The sequence below is a fragment of the Rhodococcus sp. 05-2254-5 genome, assembly GCF_002258575.1.
In the GTDB taxonomy this organism is placed as follows: Bacteria; Actinomycetota; Actinomycetes; order Mycobacteriales; family Mycobacteriaceae; genus Rhodococcoides; species Rhodococcoides fascians.
In genome coordinates, this window is sequence record NZ_NOZG01000032.1 from 83108 (window position 1) to 97862 (window position 14755).

At 65.3% G+C, this 14755-nt stretch carries 15 protein-coding genes; 9 read left to right on the forward strand and 6 right to left on the reverse strand.

The features are described 5' to 3' along the window. The first annotated feature begins 54 nt into the window (after positions 1 to 54). Complete coding sequence (locus CH278_RS24440) at positions 55 to 1026, forward strand: prephenate dehydrogenase (protein ID WP_373557346.1); 972 nt, start codon at positions 55 to 57, stop codon at positions 1024 to 1026. On the opposite strand, the gene CH278_RS24445 is transcribed toward CH278_RS24440, so the two are convergent. Continuing rightward, positions 999 to 1514, reverse strand: a complete 516-nt coding sequence (locus tag CH278_RS24445) for a putative glycolipid-binding domain-containing protein (RefSeq protein WP_027494613.1) — start codon at positions 1512 to 1514, stop codon at positions 999 to 1001. The two genes, CH278_RS24440 and CH278_RS24445, sit on opposite strands and share 28 nt — an antisense overlap. Positions 1515 to 1812: 298 nt before the next feature. Here CH278_RS24445 and CH278_RS24450 point away from each other — a divergent pair, with 298 nt between their 5' ends. Next, on the forward strand, positions 1813 to 2160 hold the full coding sequence (locus CH278_RS24450) for a hypothetical protein (protein ID WP_032368652.1): 348 nt from the start codon (positions 1813 to 1815) through the stop codon (positions 2158 to 2160). Here CH278_RS24450 and CH278_RS24455 read toward each other — a convergent pair. Both CH278_RS24455 and CH278_RS24460 read right to left on the reverse strand, forming a co-directional pair. Continuing rightward, positions 2157 to 3980, reverse strand: coding sequence for an ABC transporter ATP-binding protein (locus CH278_RS24455; RefSeq protein ID WP_094623071.1), 1824 nt, complete (start codon positions 3978 to 3980; stop codon positions 2157 to 2159). The two genes, CH278_RS24450 and CH278_RS24455, sit on opposite strands and share 4 nt — an antisense overlap. Then, entirely contained in the window at positions 3973 to 5766 is a 1794-nt protein-coding gene (locus tag CH278_RS24460; RefSeq protein ID WP_094623072.1) for an ABC transporter ATP-binding protein, read from the reverse strand. The genes CH278_RS24455 and CH278_RS24460 overlap by 8 nt, the downstream gene beginning before the upstream one ends. A 210-nt stretch (positions 5767 to 5976) precedes the next feature. Between CH278_RS24460 and CH278_RS24465 the strand changes: the two genes are divergently transcribed. Genes CH278_RS24465 through CH278_RS24485 form a run of 5 tightly spaced genes read left to right on the forward strand, consistent with a single transcriptional unit; the run spans position 5977 to position 9828 of the window. After that, on the forward strand, positions 5977 to 7125 hold the full coding sequence (locus CH278_RS24465) for a DNA cytosine methyltransferase (RefSeq protein ID WP_179274536.1): 1149 nt from the start codon (positions 5977 to 5979) through the stop codon (positions 7123 to 7125). Continuing rightward, positions 7122 to 7553 carry a very short patch repair endonuclease gene (locus CH278_RS24470; protein ID WP_032373321.1) on the forward strand — a complete coding sequence of 144 codons (432 nt, stop codon included), beginning with the start codon at positions 7122 to 7124 and terminating at the stop codon, positions 7551 to 7553. Before CH278_RS24465 ends, CH278_RS24470 begins: the two co-directional genes overlap by 4 nt. Before the next feature lie 56 nt (positions 7554 to 7609). Then, the gene (locus CH278_RS24475) at positions 7610 to 8668 is read left to right on the forward strand and encodes a hypothetical protein (RefSeq protein ID WP_143536303.1); all 1059 of its coding nucleotides are present in this window, start codon (positions 7610 to 7612) and stop codon (positions 8666 to 8668) included. Between the two features lie 9 nt (positions 8669 to 8677). Beyond that, positions 8678 to 9367, forward strand: coding sequence for a DUF998 domain-containing protein (locus CH278_RS24480; RefSeq protein WP_256983406.1), 690 nt, complete (start codon positions 8678 to 8680; stop codon positions 9365 to 9367). Further along, positions 9343 to 9828, forward strand: a complete 486-nt coding sequence (locus tag CH278_RS24485; RefSeq protein ID WP_027494621.1) for a GAF domain-containing protein — start codon at positions 9343 to 9345, stop codon at positions 9826 to 9828. Before CH278_RS24480 ends, CH278_RS24485 begins: the two co-directional genes overlap by 25 nt. On the opposite strand, the gene dhaL is transcribed toward CH278_RS24485, so the two are convergent. After that, a complete protein-coding gene (gene dhaL / locus CH278_RS24490; protein WP_094623075.1) occupies positions 9821 to 11467 on the reverse strand; it encodes a dihydroxyacetone kinase subunit DhaL in 1647 nt (548 codons plus the stop codon). The genes CH278_RS24485 and dhaL overlap by 8 nt on opposite strands. Positions 11468 to 11537: 70 nt before the next feature. On the opposite strand from dhaL, the gene CH278_RS24495 reads away from it, so the two are divergent. Both CH278_RS24495 and CH278_RS24500 read left to right on the forward strand, forming a co-directional pair. After that, positions 11538 to 12089: a YceI family protein gene (locus CH278_RS24495; protein ID WP_027494623.1), complete on the forward strand. Its 552-nt coding sequence runs from the start codon at positions 11538 to 11540 to the stop codon at positions 12087 to 12089. 38 nt (positions 12090 to 12127) lie between these two features. Continuing rightward, positions 12128 to 12856, forward strand: coding sequence for an SIMPL domain-containing protein (locus tag CH278_RS24500; RefSeq protein ID WP_027494624.1), 729 nt, complete (start codon positions 12128 to 12130; stop codon positions 12854 to 12856). 114 nt (positions 12857 to 12970) lie between these two features. Here CH278_RS24500 and CH278_RS24505 read toward each other — a convergent pair whose 3' ends face one another. Next, a complete protein-coding gene (locus CH278_RS24505) occupies positions 12971 to 14080 on the reverse strand; it encodes a CaiB/BaiF CoA transferase family protein (protein ID WP_094623076.1) in 1110 nt (369 codons plus the stop codon). A gap of 31 nt (positions 14081 to 14111) precedes the next feature. Further along, complete coding sequence (locus CH278_RS24510; RefSeq protein ID WP_027494626.1) at positions 14112 to 14753, reverse strand: TetR/AcrR family transcriptional regulator; 642 nt, start codon at positions 14751 to 14753, stop codon at positions 14112 to 14114. Positions 14754 to 14755: the final 2 nt, after the last annotated feature.

Sequence of the window (14755 nt, forward strand, 5' to 3'; positions counted from 1 at the left end):
GGTAGTCCGGTAGGTGCCGGTATTCGAAGTCCACCTCCCTTGGAAGTCACCCACCTGTGCCAATCTGATCGGGTGACTTCTTCTTCGGTGTGCGTTCTCGGTCTGGGACTGATCGGTGGGTCGATTCTGCGGGCGACGCATGACGCCGGTCGCCGGGTGTGGGGCTGGAACCGATCGGCCGACGCGATCGCCGGGGCTGCGGACGATGGCTACGACGTCGGCACCGATCTGACAGCCGCTCTGACCAGGGCTGCAGACGAGGATGCGCTCATCGTCATCGCCGTTCCGATGCCTGCCGTCGACTCCGTTCTGCAGGCCATCGCCGAGCACGCACCCGCCGCCCCGATCACCGACGTGGTGAGCGTCAAGGCCGAGGTTGCCGCGGCCGTCGCTGCTCGCGGACTACAGGCCCGCTATGTCGGCGGCCATCCGATGGCGGGTACCAACCACTCGGGCTGGTCGGCGACGGACCCGGCACTGTTCGCCGACGCGGTCTGGGTGGTGTCCACGGATCCCGGGGTCGACGCGCACGTGTGGGTCCGGGTGGCCCAGCTGGCCCTGGACTGCGGTTCGGTGGTCGTTCCGGCCGGCAGCGTCGAGCACGACAGTGCCGTCGCCCGCATCTCGCACCTACCGCATCTGATGGCCGAGGCGTTGGCGATCGTCGGGGCTGCGGGCGGGCCGTTGGCGCTCGGGCTCGCCGCGGGGTCGTTTCGCGACGGCACCCGGGTGGCGTCCTCGGCCCCGACTCTCGTCCGTGCGATGACCGAGGGCAACGCGACCGCGCTACGAACCGCGCTCGACGAGGCGCTGCATGCGCTCACCACAGCGCGCGAAAAATTGAACGAGAACTCGACCGAAACGCTGGTCGACGCCGGACACGCAGCGCGACTGCAGTACGAGCAGCATCAGCGATTCGACATCACCGACGTCACCCCGGGCGAGCCGGGGTGGCGAGAGAACCTGCAGGACGCGGGGCGACGCGGCGGCGTCGTGCGTCAGATCCGCTCGGCGAGTCCCGGGTAGTCGACGACGAAGCCGTCGGCGTCGACCGTCACCGACGATGTCGAGACCGGCGAGATGACGTGGATACCGTGCGCGCCGCTGCTGTAGGTCAAGGTCGCTTCCTGGATGCTCAGATCGAGGAGGTTGACGTAGACCGTCGGCACCTCGAGGTCCTGGACCTGGGTGTGCAGACCGAATCGTCGGATCGGCAGGGTGTTGAAGAACGGGCTGAGTACCATGTCGACGTCGAGGGCACCGCTGTAGGTCGAGCGCTGGTGGTTGGCGGAGTTCTCCACCATCCAGTAGCCCTCGTCGTCGCGGCTCACCGAGGCCTGCCGGTCGCCCGACGCGAGCGAGGTGCGTACCGAGAGCCTCTTGGTGACGCCGTATTCGTCGGTCACCAGGTCGTACGACGCACTGAAGGCGGGATGATCACTGCAGGCGGCACCGATGATGCGTCCGGCAGCTTTGATGCGGTTGCCGGAAAGCTGGACGCGCACGGACTCCATGCGGGGAACGTCGTGCGCTCGCCACGTCAGGATCGAGGGCCAGGATTTCGCGTCGGTGGTGGCGGTTGCGGGAACGGAGACGTGCTCTGCACCCGATGCTTGAGTGATCACGGGTCCTACGGTATGCGACAGGGCCCCCTGTAGAACAAGCGGACGCGACTTTTCTTTGCACCGACCCGGCCGTTCATGCTGCATTCGGCCTCGGCCGACCCCGTCGACGTCGACTTCTGGCCCGCTACCGTGTGCGACGCCTTACAGCGGCCGGGCCCTGTCGATTTCGCTCACGATTACTAAGGTGATGGCCGTGACGACAGGGAACCCAGGCGGCGGCCAGTTCGATTTCGCGCATTCCGAGCAGGCCGCGAAGAGCCGACAGGACAAGGCGACCGCTCTGGCGCGCTACGTCTGGGAGCGCGGCATCAGCGGCGCGGAACTGCTCGATCTCACCGACGCCACCCGTCGAAAACTGGCCCGCGCAGCCGACCTGCATCCACCGAGCACGATGGAAACGTGGACCATCGTGGCCGAGTTGCTCGACCGCAAATCCGCGTGGGCGGCCGAGCACCCCGGTCACGACGGGGCGACGCCCCAGCACGCCGACGAGAAGATCATGTGGGTCAAACCGCCGATCACCCCCTGGACCTAGACGAGCGAGTCCTCCCACGCCTCGTGCAGGTGTGCGAAGCGGCCCTCTCCCGCAATGAGGTCCGCCGGGGTTCCGTCCTCGACGATGTTGCCGTCCGCCATGACGAGGACGCGGTCCGCGATGGCCACCGTCGACAAGCGGTGCGCGATGATCAACGCCGTCCGGCCCTGCAGAATCGTTTCGAGTGCGCGCTGCACCAACCGCTCGCTCGGGATGTCGAGACTCGACGTCGCCTCGTCGAGCACGATCACCGACGGCGCAGCGAGGAACACCCTCGCAAAGGCCACCAATTGCCTTTGGCCCGAGGACAATCGGCCTCCGCGCTTACGCACGTCGGTATCGATCCCTTCGGGGAGCGAGGCGATGAACTCGGTCAGTCCGACGGCCTCGGCGGCAGCGCGGACCTCGGCGTCCGTCGCGTCGGGACGTCCGAGGCGGATGTTGTCGGCCACCGAGCCGGAGAACAGGAACGATTCCTGTGTCACCATGACGACGTTGCGGCGCAGGTCCTCGTCGGAGATGTCGCGCATGTCGATGCCGTCGAGTCGCACGGATCCGGCGGTCGGATCGTAGAAGCGCGCCAACAGCTTTGCCAGCGTCGACTTTCCGGCTCCGGTCGCACCGACCATGGCCACCACCTGACCCGCCGGCACGTGCAGCGAGAACTCCGGCAGCACGACGCGCTCGGTGCCGTAGGAGAAGTGCACGTCTTCGAACGTGATGTCTCCCTTCACCGTTCCGATCGACACCGGGTTCTTCGGGGCAACCACCGACGGTTCTTCCTCGAGTACGCCGGAGATCTTCTCCAGCGCAGCCGCGGCCGACTGGTAGGCATTGAACACCATCGCCAGCTCGTCGAGTGGGCCGTAGAACCGGCGAAGGTACAGCACGTACGCGGCGAGCACGCCGACGTCCATGTGGCCGTTGATCACTCGCCAGCTACCGAACACCAGGATGATCGCCAGAGTGACGTTGCCGATCCACCGAACGATTCCGGTGTAGCTCGCCATGCCGCGCAGGGCCGCGGTGGTGGCGTCCCGGTACTCCGAGTCCTCGGTCTCGAGAATCGCGTCGTTGCGACCTTCACGCCGGAAGACCTGCACAGCACGGATACCGCCCATCGACTCCACGAAATGGACCACCACACGTGCGATCGCCACCCGTGTTCGACGGTATCCCTGGCGTTGGCGTCGCTGTGACCACCGGGTGACGAGCACCAGCGGTACGAAGCCGGCGAGCACGATCATCGCCATCGGAACATCGAGATACACGAGGATGACGGCAATCGAGACCATCGACAGGATGGCCGTCAACGCGTCGTTGAGCGCACTTTCGAGCAGCGTCTGCAACGACTCCACGTCACTGGTCAACCGCGAGATCAACCGCCCCGACGTGTACTTCTCGTGGAACGACAGACTCAGTTTCTGCGCGTGGTCGAACACGCGTCCACGCAGGTCGTAGAGAATGTTCTGACTGAGTCGGCCCGAGACGGTGAGAAACGCGTAGGTGGTGAACATTCCGAGCAGGCCGAAGCCGGTGTATCCGCCCACGGCCCACAGCAGCGGACCCCAATCACGCTGTCCGGCAGCACCGACGCCGTTGTCGAGGGCGTAGGCGACGAACAGCGGGCCGGCCACATAGGTGATGTTGTCGATCAGGATGATGACGAAAGACAGCAGGGCCTGCTTCTTGTACGGGCGCACCAGCGAGGCGAGCAACCGCCGAGAACGCCCGGCCAACACCAGGTTTCCGGTGGCGTCGACCTCCGAGTCCTCGCCGCCCACTCCCCGCCAATCTGCGGTTGCGGTCTGCTCAGCCATGGATCGACCCCATCACGTCGCGGTACCGCGGCGACGACGCCAGCAGTCCCTCGTGCGTTCCCTGCTCCACAATTCTTCCGTTCTCCAGATACAGCACCCGGTCGGCCAACGCTGCAGTCGACGGTCGGTGTGCCACCAGCAACGTCGTCGAATGGGCCAGCACGCGACGTAGTTCCTTCTGCACTTTCGCCTCGGTGTCCACATCGAGTGCAGAGAGCGGGTCGTCGAGCACGAGCACCCGAGGCTTGCCCAGCACCGCACGGGCCAGTGCCAGACGCTGCCGCTGCCCGCCCGACAGACTCATGCCCTGCTCACCGATGCGCGTGGCCAGGCCCCACGGCAGCCGGTCGACGAATTCCGTTGCGTGAGCAATCTCCAGCGCCTCAGTGATCTCGGCATCGGACGCGCCGGGAGAGCCGAGCGCGATGTTCTCCCGCGCACTGGCCGAGAACAGCACCGGATCCTCGAACGCTACCGACACGATCGAGCGCAGATCGGCCAGCCGCATCGACGCCACATCGATACCGTCGATCGAAATGGCGCCCTCGGTGGCGTCGAACAAACGAGGAACGAGGTTCGTCAGTGCCGTCTTTCCGCTGCCGGTGTTACCGACGAGCGCAACGGTCTCCCCCGGCTCGACGACGAAACTGACATCGGTGAGCAGCGGCGAGGACGCGTCGGGAAAGGTGAATCCGACGCGGTCGAACTGCACTCGGCCACGGATCGTGTCGGGCAATTCGACGGGGTCGTCCGGATCCGTCACGGTCTCCGGGGTGTCGATGATCTCCCAGTACCGATCGGCTGCGGTACGCGCATTGTTCAACTCCGCCAGCAGGTATCCGAAGGATTCGATCGGCCACAGCAGGAACGTGACGATGGCGATGGCAGCGACGAGTGTGCCGACCGTCATCGTGCCCTGCACGATCGAGTAGGTCCCCACGGCCAGAATCGCGCCGATGGTGATCGGCTGCAGTCCGACGATCACCGCCCAGATGATCGCGAGATAGCGCACCTTCTTCAGCTCGGTACCGCGAAGAGTGTAGGCCTGACGCAGAAACTGCTTGCCCAGGTGTGCACTTCGCCCGAACGCCTTCAGAACGCGGATGCCCTGAATGGACTCCTCGACCGTCGTCGTCACATCGCCCGCTTGGTCCTGAGCATCACGCGCGACGACGCGGTACAACGTCTCGAACCTGGTGCAGGCGATCACCAGCGGAACCGATGTCACCAACATGATCAGACCCAATTGCCATGCCTGAACGAGCAATACGCCGATACCCACGACGAGCGTGACGGCATTGATGATGATGAACGGACCGATGAACGCCATGAACCGGCGCAGCGACCCGAGATCGGCGATGGCACGGGAGAGCAGCTGACCCGATTCCCAACTCTCGTGCGCCGCGACCGACAGCCGTTGCAGCTTGTCGAATACCGTTGCCCGAGCACTGATCTCGAATTGGCTCGACGGGCGGGACACCAGGTATCGACGCACCCAGATGCCGGCCGCGTCGATGGTGCCGAGCAGCAGGATCAAAGCCGCGGGCCACCACACCGCGGAAAAGTTGCGGTCGGCGATGGGCCCGTCGATGACGCGTTGCATCACCAGCGGAATGACGAGGCCGGTGAGGGTCGCGATGAGCGAGACCACGATGGAGCCGATGTAGAACCACTTGTACGGGGCCAGGAACGGCGCGAAACGCTGCAGCGACGTGGGTGTCCGCGCAGCATTTGGGTTCGACTCAACGACGGTTGGAGCTTCGGGGTCGAGCACACCCGTGGACACGTGTTGTTCTCCTTATTGCGGTGCCCGAATGATTTCATTGCTCAGGCTCAGTTTCCAACCGATTTTCGGCGGCGTGCATTCCAGTGTGGAACCTCGAGCACGGTCGAGGTCAAGTTCGACCGACGCTCAGCTTGTGGACCTTCAGCGCACCGGCTCTCGAGTAACGTGAACCCGTCGGGCGAGGGAAGGGCACACGTGAGCACACGGTCGATGGTCGGGTTGTTCGCCGGTATCGGCGGGCTCGAGCTGGGGTTGGCCGAGGCAGGCTGGACGACTCAGCTGTTGTGCGAGATCGATCCGGGTGCCGGCGCGGTGCTGTCGGCGCGCATGCCGAACGTTCCGCTGCACACCGATGTCACCACACTGCGCAGCCTGCCCACCGGCACCGAGCTCGTGGCCGCCGGCTTCCCCTGCCAGGACCTCTCCCAGGCCGGACGGACGGCAGGCATCACCGGGGCTCGCTCCGGGCTGGTCGACGAGGTGTTCCGGCTGGTCTCACGTCGCCGCGGCCCGCGGTGGCTGTTGATGGAGAACGTGCCGTTCATGCTGCAACTCGGACGTGGCGCAGCGATGCGACACATCACCGACGCGCTAGAGGACCTCGGCTACATGTGGGCCTACCGCGTCGTCGACGCCCGTGCGTTCGGGTTGCCGCAGCGTCGACAGCGCGTGGTGATGCTGGCCTCGCGCACCGACGATCCGCGTGAGGTGCTGTTCTCGCAGGATGCCGGGCCGTTGCCCGACGGCGATCCGAGTACTGCGCCCTGCGGCTTCTACTGGACCGAGGGCACCCGCGGACTGGGCTGGGCAGTCAACGCCGTCCCCACCCTCAAAGGCGGCTCGTCCCTCGGCATCGCCAGTCCGCCGGCCGTGCGGTTGCCGTCCGGGGAGATCGTCACGCCCGGCATCATCGGGGCGGAGCGGCTGCAGGGGTTCGATCCGGACTGGACGCTGCCCGCGGTCGAGCGCGCCGGAGTGCGTACCGGGCATCGCTGGAAGCTCGTCGGCAATGCCGTCAGTGTGCGGATGGCGTCGTGGGTCGCCGCCGCACTCGACGACCCGAAGCCCTACGACGTCGCAGGCGATACCGCATTGCTGCCCGGTCAGGCCTGGCCGACGGCCGCGTGGGGCCGAGACCGCGCGAGCTTCAAGGTAACCGTCTCGACCATGCCGGTGCACGAACCGCCCGAGGACCTCATCGACTTCCTGGACGACTCCACCCTGCTGTCGGCGCGAGCCACGGCCGGGTTCCTCAAGCGCGCGCGAGCCGGCAACCTCCGCTTCGCCGACGGCTTTCTCGACGACCTCGACGCCCACCTCGAGCGCATGGGTGGGTACACGCAACGAGTGTCGGTGTGAGCGCGACACGTCCCGTCACCGACGCAAAAACCAGTGCACGGCTCAGTAAGCAACGCCGCCGCGACACCAAGCCAGAAGTGGCGCTGCGTCGAGAGTTGCACCGACGAGGACTGCGCTACTTCGTCGACCGCGCTCCGCTGAAGGGCATGCGGCGTCGAGCAGATCTGGTGTTTCCCCGTCGCAAAGTGGCGGTCTACGTCGACGGCTGCTTCTGGCACAGTTGCCCCGTCCACGCGACGAAACCCCGCAACAACGCCCAGTGGTGGGCCGACAAGCTGGCTGCCAACGTGGCCCGCGATCGCGACACCGACACCCGCCTGATCGAGGAAGGCTGGCGCGTCGTGCGGATCTGGGAACACGAGGACCCGGTCGTCGCCGCCCAACGCGTCGTCGATGATCTTGCTGCAGATCCGATAGTGACCGACTGAAACCCACAGCACTCCCCGCGCGTCCAACCTGATGATCGGTCGATTCGAGTCGGGGGATGAGGACAGTGCGTAAAAGTTGGGTGCTTGCGGCGATGGCAGCGGCGATGTCGGTATCGACCAGTGGATGCGCGGTGGTGTTGCTCGGCAGCGCATTCCCCGCCGGCAGTGCGTCGCCTGCGGGGCAGAACCGGTACGGATTCGAGATGTCGGAGGCAGACCGCTATCTGGCCGACTCGGCGGCCTTCGTCCGCAGCCTCGATCCCTGCGGCTTCCTCACCGAGGACGACCTCACCGCCCTCGGCACCGTGGTGCAGCTCCGACCGGACGGCGAACTGAGTAGCTGCTCGGCAGAAGTCAACCCTGGGCGATCGGACGCCACGGACTCCGTGTCGATCAAGCTGAACGGATACCAGCCGACGCCGGCCGACCCGAACTTCGAGCAAGTCACGATCGGCGACGAACAGGTGTACCTCGACGACGCCTCCCGAGGGACGTGTCGCGTCAGCTTCCCGCTTCGCGACGAGTTCGATGGCACCACCTCCGGGCCCATGGACGATGTTCTCACCGAATCGGGTCGTAGTTTCGCCACGATCGACGTCTATCTTGCTGACGGAGACGCCTGCAGTGCAGCGAAATCCGTCACCGAGACCGCACTCGGCCTCGTGAGCGATCCACCACTACGTGCCGATTCCAGGTACAACCTGCCGTTGGCCACGAAGGATCCGTGCAGCGTTCTGGAGCATCTGCCCGAGACCTGGACGGTCGACCGATGGAACCCTGCCGCGGATCCGTACGGCTGCCACTTCGAGGCGTCGTCGGCGACGTTCGAGGACAACCTGGTTCTGCTCGACGTCGCGCTCACCTACGACGACAGCGACTTGCGTTCGACAGATCGCGAGAAGATCCGGCAGGGCGGTTATACCGTCGAGACCCGCGACTCGGATTCGGTGTGTTCGGCCGACATCGTATTGGGCAATCCCGTTCTCGGCCTGCCCGGTAACGAGGACTCGGCCGCGCATTACGCCCGCACGGTTCCCGAGCTGTCCGTCATGGCGGACGACTGCGACTCCGCCGTCGCGCTGGCGGTGGCAGCTGCCGACGAGCTCACTGGTTAGCCTTGGTCGGTGCGCTCGAAAACCGAAGGTGTGGATATCCGCCGAGTAATCGCGGTGGTGTTTCTGATCCTCGCCGGGTTGCTGTACTCCGCGTGGGTGGCCGAATTCTTCCTCGACACCGGGCTCGACCCGGCCCGGTCGTTCCTCAGCGAACTCGATGCCCGCGATCAGCCGTACCGCGAATTCTTCTCCACCGCAGACGTGGTCACGGGTTCGCTGATGATTCTCGCCGCCGTGCTCGGTTTCCTCGTCAGCCCTCGCCGACGGCTCGTCGTCACCGGCTGGGTGGCGTCGGGCATCTTCGGTGTCGCCACCATCGCCGACGCGAAACTGCCACTCGAGTGTGTGGCCGCCGACGATCCGAGCTGCCCGATCGAGCCCAGCGGGTTGTTCCCACAGCTTCATCATCTTCATGCTCTGACGAGCACCATCGCGGTGTTCGCGATCTTCACGGTCATGATCGCGTTCACGCTCGCCGCATTCCGCTATCGGGCCTATCCCCTGCTTCGGACGCTCGGTGTCGCGGTGCTGGCCATCACGGCCCTGGCCACGGCGTGGCTGTTGATCGCCGACAACCTTCCCGGCGATCACGGCCTCGGCATCGCTCAGCGGGTGCAGGTGGGCGGGATGTCGGCGTATCTGGTGGTGCTGGGGTGTGCGCTTAGACTCGGCGCATGTCCTTCACCGCGACAGCACTGAACGGGTCCAAGGCAGAGCAGTACCAGCAGCTCGCCGAGCAGGCCAGGGGCCTCGTCTACGAGGAATCGAACCTGATCGCCAACGCCGCCAATCTTTCCGCGTTGGTCTATCACGCTCTGCCCGAGGTCAATTGGGTCGGCTTCTACCTGTTCGACGGCACCGAACTGGTAGTCGGTCCGTTCCAGGGCCAGCCTGCCTGTGTTCGTATCGCGCTGAGCAAAGGGGTCTGCGGCGCTGCCGCGACCACCCGCGAGACACAACGAGTGGCCGACGTTCATGCCTTCCCCGGCCACATCGCGTGCGATGCCAACACTCGCTCCGAGGTCGTCGTTCCGCTGTACCAGGGCGAGAAGCTGATCGGTGTATTCGATCTGGACAGCCCGATACCCGATCGCTTCGACGCCGACGATCAGGCCGGCCTCGAAGCGATCGCGGCGGTGTTCCTCGGTTCGATCAGCTAGACGCTGCTGCCTCGAAGAACCAGGCCATGACCAACGCACCGGGGTCGACGACGCCTCGCGCGGCCTCACCGACATAGCTGGCGCGGCCGCGGTTGGCGGTGATGTCCTTGGTCGATTCGGCTCCGGTCTTCGCGGCGTCGGCGGCATCCTGCAGGGTGCCGCCGTCTTTCTCGAGCGCGTCGACAGCCGGGGCAATGGCGTCGATCATCGTCTTGTCGCCCACGCGGGCTCCACCGAGTTCGGTGATGCTGTCCAGTCCGGCCCGCGCGGCCGCTGCGACAGCCGCGGCAGATGGCTCGGATTCGAGCATCGTTCGGTAGAACTGGCGGAACCAGATACCGAACAGTGCGCCGGACGTACCGCCTGCGTGGCCGAGGTAGGCCTCGCTCACGGCTTCGAATACCGTTGCTGCCGAATAGGTTTCCTTGATCGCGTCGAGGTCGAGTTGTTCCAGTGCGGCCACCATGTTGGTACCGAAGTCGCCGTCACCCGCCTTGCGATCCAATTCGGTCAGAGCGGGCTCCTCGTCGAGTACCCGCTGGGCCCACGACCCGATCCACTCGGACACGAATGCCGACTTCTCGCCTGAATCGGAGGGCTCGTAGGACGGGCCGAAAGCACCGCGTTCTCCCACCTCCTTCGCTCCACGACTGGAGGCATTGGGCCAACCGGGCGCATCGGTGGGGGCATCCCAGAGCTCGAGCATCTCGTCGTCGGCGCGCACCAGAGTGATGGACGCTCCACCCATGTTGAGTGCGGTGACAAAACTTCCGACGAGTGAGCGGGTTATCTCGATGCCCTTACCCGCGAGGTACTCCGAGAGTTCCCCGAACAGCAGATGCAGTTCGAGCGGGTGCGTTGCGCCGAGCCCGTTGACGATGGCGATCACCGATTCGCCCGAGTTCAGGCCGAGCGAGCTCACGATGGGCTCGGTCAGCTTCTCGACGACCTCCTGAGCAGGCAGCCGGGACACCCGGTCGGTGCCGCGCTCACCGTGGATACCGATGCCGAGTTCGATTTCCTCCTTGGGCAATTCGAACGACGGGCCGTCGGCACCCGGTAGCGTCGGCGGGTTCAGTGCGACCGCCATGCTGCGTGCGTTCTCCGCTGTTCGACGCCCCAGCGTGACCACCGCCTGCAGGCTGTCGCCACGTTCTGCCGCTGCGCCGCACACCTTTTCGACGACGATGGTCGCGGCAGTGCCACGGCGACCCGGGCCGTCCTCGCTCTCGCTGGCCACGTCGTCGTCGACGAGAACGACATCGGCCGCAATACCGTCTTCCTGCAACAACTCTCGGGCGATCTTGAAGTTCATCACGTCGCCGGTGTAGTTCTTCACGATGTGCACCACTCCGCCGCCGGAGTCCACGGCCTTGGATGCCTCGTGTACTTGGAGGGCGTTCGGTGACGTGAACACCAGGCCGGGGCACGCGCCGGTGAGCATGCCGCGACCGATGAATCCGGCATGCATCGGCTCGTGGCCCGATCCGCCACCGGACAGCAGCGCGACTTGACCGTCGGAGATGCGATAGCGACGGGTGAGGAATCCGGGATCGGCGTGCCAGGTGACGTCATCGGTGGCGGCCACGAAGCCGCGGAGGGCGTCGGCGACGAATGTTCGAGGAGAATTGGAGAACATTCCTTCACACTAAGCCTCTATTGTCGGCTTCGGTGAGCTGCCGGGCCGCCGCGCGTCTACAGTCGCGAAGATGACCACCGAGACCTGGGCTTTCGACGCATCGGACGGCGGGCAGTTGGCTGTTCGGACGGATGTCACCGGAAGGGCATCCAAGATGGGGCATCGACTCACGATTGCGGTGACCTCCTGGACCGCAACGGTCGGGTGGTCCGGGGACGCCCCCACCGCGGTGTCACTGACCGCCGAGGTCGGCTCACTCGAGGTGATCCACGGTGAGGGCGGACTGACACCGCTGATCGGGCCGGAGAAGATCGTGGCAAAAGCTAACGCACTCAGGATCTTCGACGCCAACCGATACCCGACAATTCGATTTCGTTCGGAGGAGATCACTGCCGTCGCCTCCGGATATCGGTTGGCCGGAACAGTCGAAATACACGGTGTCTCGAAGGAAATCACCGTGGACGTGGACGTCACCGACTCCGGCGACAGATGGCAGATCGGTTCCGAAACTACCGTGCGTCAAACGGATTACAAGATCACGCCGTATTCGCAGATGTTCGGAGCCATGAAGGTGGCGGACGACGTGACCGTCACGTTCGACGCCGAGTATCTCAAGCCCTGAGCCTTCCCAATTCACCTGCAATGGTGGACACTACGGCGGTGAACCGAAATCGATGGACGATCGGATCGTGCGCATCGGCCTTGGTGTTGGCTGCAGCCCTGACCGCAGGCTGCAGCAGTCCGGCGACCTCGTCCCCGGACGGACCTCCCGGAGTGAACGTCAACGGAGTGGGCGAAGTCCAGGGTGCACCGGACACGTTGACGACCCAGATCGGCGTTCAGGCCACAGCCGAGGACGTCACTGCCGCCATCGAACAGGCCAATGCTGCGGTTACCGAGGTGACCGACGCAGTGATTGCTGCCGGCGTCGCGCGCGAGGACATTCAGACGCAGCAGGTCTCGATCGATCCGCAGTACTCCGGAGCACTGCCGGGCGGCACCTCGGCCATCTCCGGATATCAGGCCACCAACACGTTGCAGGTCACGGTGCGCGACCTGTCGAAGGCGTCTGCAGTCCTCGGCGACGCCACCTCCGCCGGTGGCAACGCGACCCGAATCTCCGGGGTCTCGTTCAAGATCGACGACGATTCCGAACTGATCACCGATGCCAGGTCCAGGGCGTTCGCCGACGCCCGCGATCGCGCCGAGCAGTATGCGTCGCTCGCAGGCGGCGAACTCGGTGACGTTCTGTCGATCACCGAATCGATCACCGGTCAGGAGCAGCCGACGAGCTTTCGCGACTCCGCTTCGTTCGACACGGCAGTGCCCATCGAACCGGGACAGCAGACCGTCAGCGTGTCCGTGTCGGTGAAGTGGGCGCTGAACTAGCGCAGCGAGTTACTGCCGCTGCAACTATTGCTCCACTGAAGAGGTTGCATACCGGGGATTCGCCGACTCGAGCCCGGGAGTGGAGCACAAGTTGCAGGACCACCACGCACGGGCTCAGCCGGCCGGCGGGGGCGGCAGCCGGTAGTTCACCGGGGTCGCCGAGAAATCCACCGGATTTCGGACGCCCTCGGCCGCTGCCCCTGGAACCTCGATGCGTGGTTCGAGACCCAACGACTGCGCGAACGCGAATGCCTCCTCGATGGAATTGACCGGCCCGGCGGGAACGTGCCGCGCCATCAGTTCTCGATACCAGTCGTCCGCAGTACGCGTCTGCAACGCCGTGTTGAGCAGGTCGACCAACTGATCTCGATGTTCGACGCGAGCAGAATTGGACGAGAAGCGTTGAATCGCAGCCAGATCCGGGGTACCCAGCACGTCGACCAGCGCCTGAAATTGCCGATCGTTGCCCACGGCCAACGCGAGCGGTCGATCGGCGGTCTCGAACACCTCGTACGGCACCAACGACGGATGCTTGTTGCCCATGGGAACCGGTACGACCCCGGCCCCGAGGTATGCCGCCGACTGGTTGCTGAGTGCGGACAGTACCGACGCCATCAGCGAGGTGTGCACCCGCTGACCCGCACCGGTGTTCGATCGATGATGCAGTGCGGCAAGGATTCCGCTCAGCGCGTGCAGACCGGTGACGATATCGACCATCGCCACGCCCACTTTCGTCGGCGTGGATGCGTCGGGCCCGGTGACGCTCATCAGCCCGCCGACGGCTTGGACCACCAGATCGTATCCAGGAAGAGCAGCACCGCCGCCGGTACCGAAACCGGTGATCGAGCAGTAGATCAGGCCAGGGTTCGTCTGCGCGACAGCCGAATAGCCGAGACCGAGCCGGTCCATCGTTCCGGCGCGGAAGTTCTCGATCACGATGTCTGCGCCCGCGACGATCTCACAGGCCTCGGCCACACCGCTCTCGGACTGCAGGTCGATGAACCGAGACGTCTTGTTCCGATTGACCGAGTTGAAATACGTTGCGGTACCGGCAGAATCGTACGGCGGACCCCACAATCGGGTGTCGTCGCCGCTGCCGGGCCGCTCGATCTTGATCACGTCTGCGCCCATGTCGCCGAGCATCATCGTCGCGTACGGTCCGGCGAGCACACGAGAGAAGTCCGCGACCACGAGGCCTGCGAGCGGACCGGTGGCGTCTGTCATCGGTCCACTGTATTGCGCGGCCGGCTGCAGTTCAGTTCAGGTCCGGAACGAACGCTGCCAGGACAGCAACCATCGTGTCCACGATCTGCTCGATGGGTGGACGAGGCGGAGCAGTGCGGGACCAGTCGGAGACGATCTCGGTGAGCGCACCGAGGAATGCCGTTGCGGCCAAGCGGTATCCACCCGGGGGAACGAAATCGGAACCGACTTCCGAGCGCAGGGTGTTCTCGAAGAACTCCACCCACTGCGCACGACGGCGCGTCCGATGCTGTTCGACGGCATCGCTGACACCCAGCATCTCCAGATAGGAGATGCGCGCCCGACGTGGGTCACCTCCGATCGATCCGACCAGGGCCGTCATCGCTGCGACGACCAGAGAGCGACGATCACGGTCGACCTGCTCGTCGAGTGCGGCGACGACGGCGGCCAGCGCGTCGTCTTGGATCAGGTCGTAGACGTCCACGAGCAGCGCCTCACGGTTGGCGAACTCACTGTAGAACTGACTGCGCGCGAGGCCTGCCGCGGAGCAGATATCCGCCACCGAGGTGGCGGCGTACCCGCGTCCCCCGATGACCTCGATAGCCGCGTGCAAGAACCGAGCTCGTCGATCGGCTTTCCGAACAGCGGAGGATCGTCCGGCGTAGATGCGGCCCTGATCATCGGCGACAGTCACCG

Bases quoted from the DNA above. Each gene is read 5' to 3' on its own strand.
- CH278_RS24485 (WP_027494621.1), top strand. From the start codon at position 9,343: ATGTCCTTCACCGCGACAGCACTGAACGGGTCCAAGGCAGAGCAGTAC.
- CH278_RS24495 (WP_027494623.1), top strand. From the start codon at position 11,538: ATGACCACCGAGACCTGGGCTTTCGACGCATCGGACGGCGGGCAGTTG.
- CH278_RS24455 (WP_094623071.1), bottom strand. From the start codon at position 3,980: ATGGCTGAGCAGACCGCAACCGCAGATTGGCGGGGAGTGGGCGGCGAG.
- CH278_RS24505 (WP_094623076.1), bottom strand. From the start codon at position 14,080: ATGACAGACGCCACCGGTCCGCTCGCAGGCCTCGTGGTCGCGGACTTC.
- CH278_RS24465 (WP_179274536.1), top strand. From the start codon at position 5,977: ATGGTCGGGTTGTTCGCCGGTATCGGCGGGCTCGAGCTGGGGTTGGCC.
- dhaL (WP_094623075.1), bottom strand. From the start codon at position 11,467: ATGTTCTCCAATTCTCCTCGAACATTCGTCGCCGACGCCCTCCGCGGC.
- CH278_RS24475 (WP_143536303.1), top strand. From the start codon at position 7,610: ATGAGGACAGTGCGTAAAAGTTGGGTGCTTGCGGCGATGGCAGCGGCG.
- CH278_RS24450 (WP_032368652.1), top strand. From the start codon at position 1,813: ATGGCCGTGACGACAGGGAACCCAGGCGGCGGCCAGTTCGATTTCGCG.
- CH278_RS24445 (WP_027494613.1), bottom strand. From the start codon at position 1,514: ATGGAGTCCGTGCGCGTCCAGCTTTCCGGCAACCGCATCAAAGCTGCC.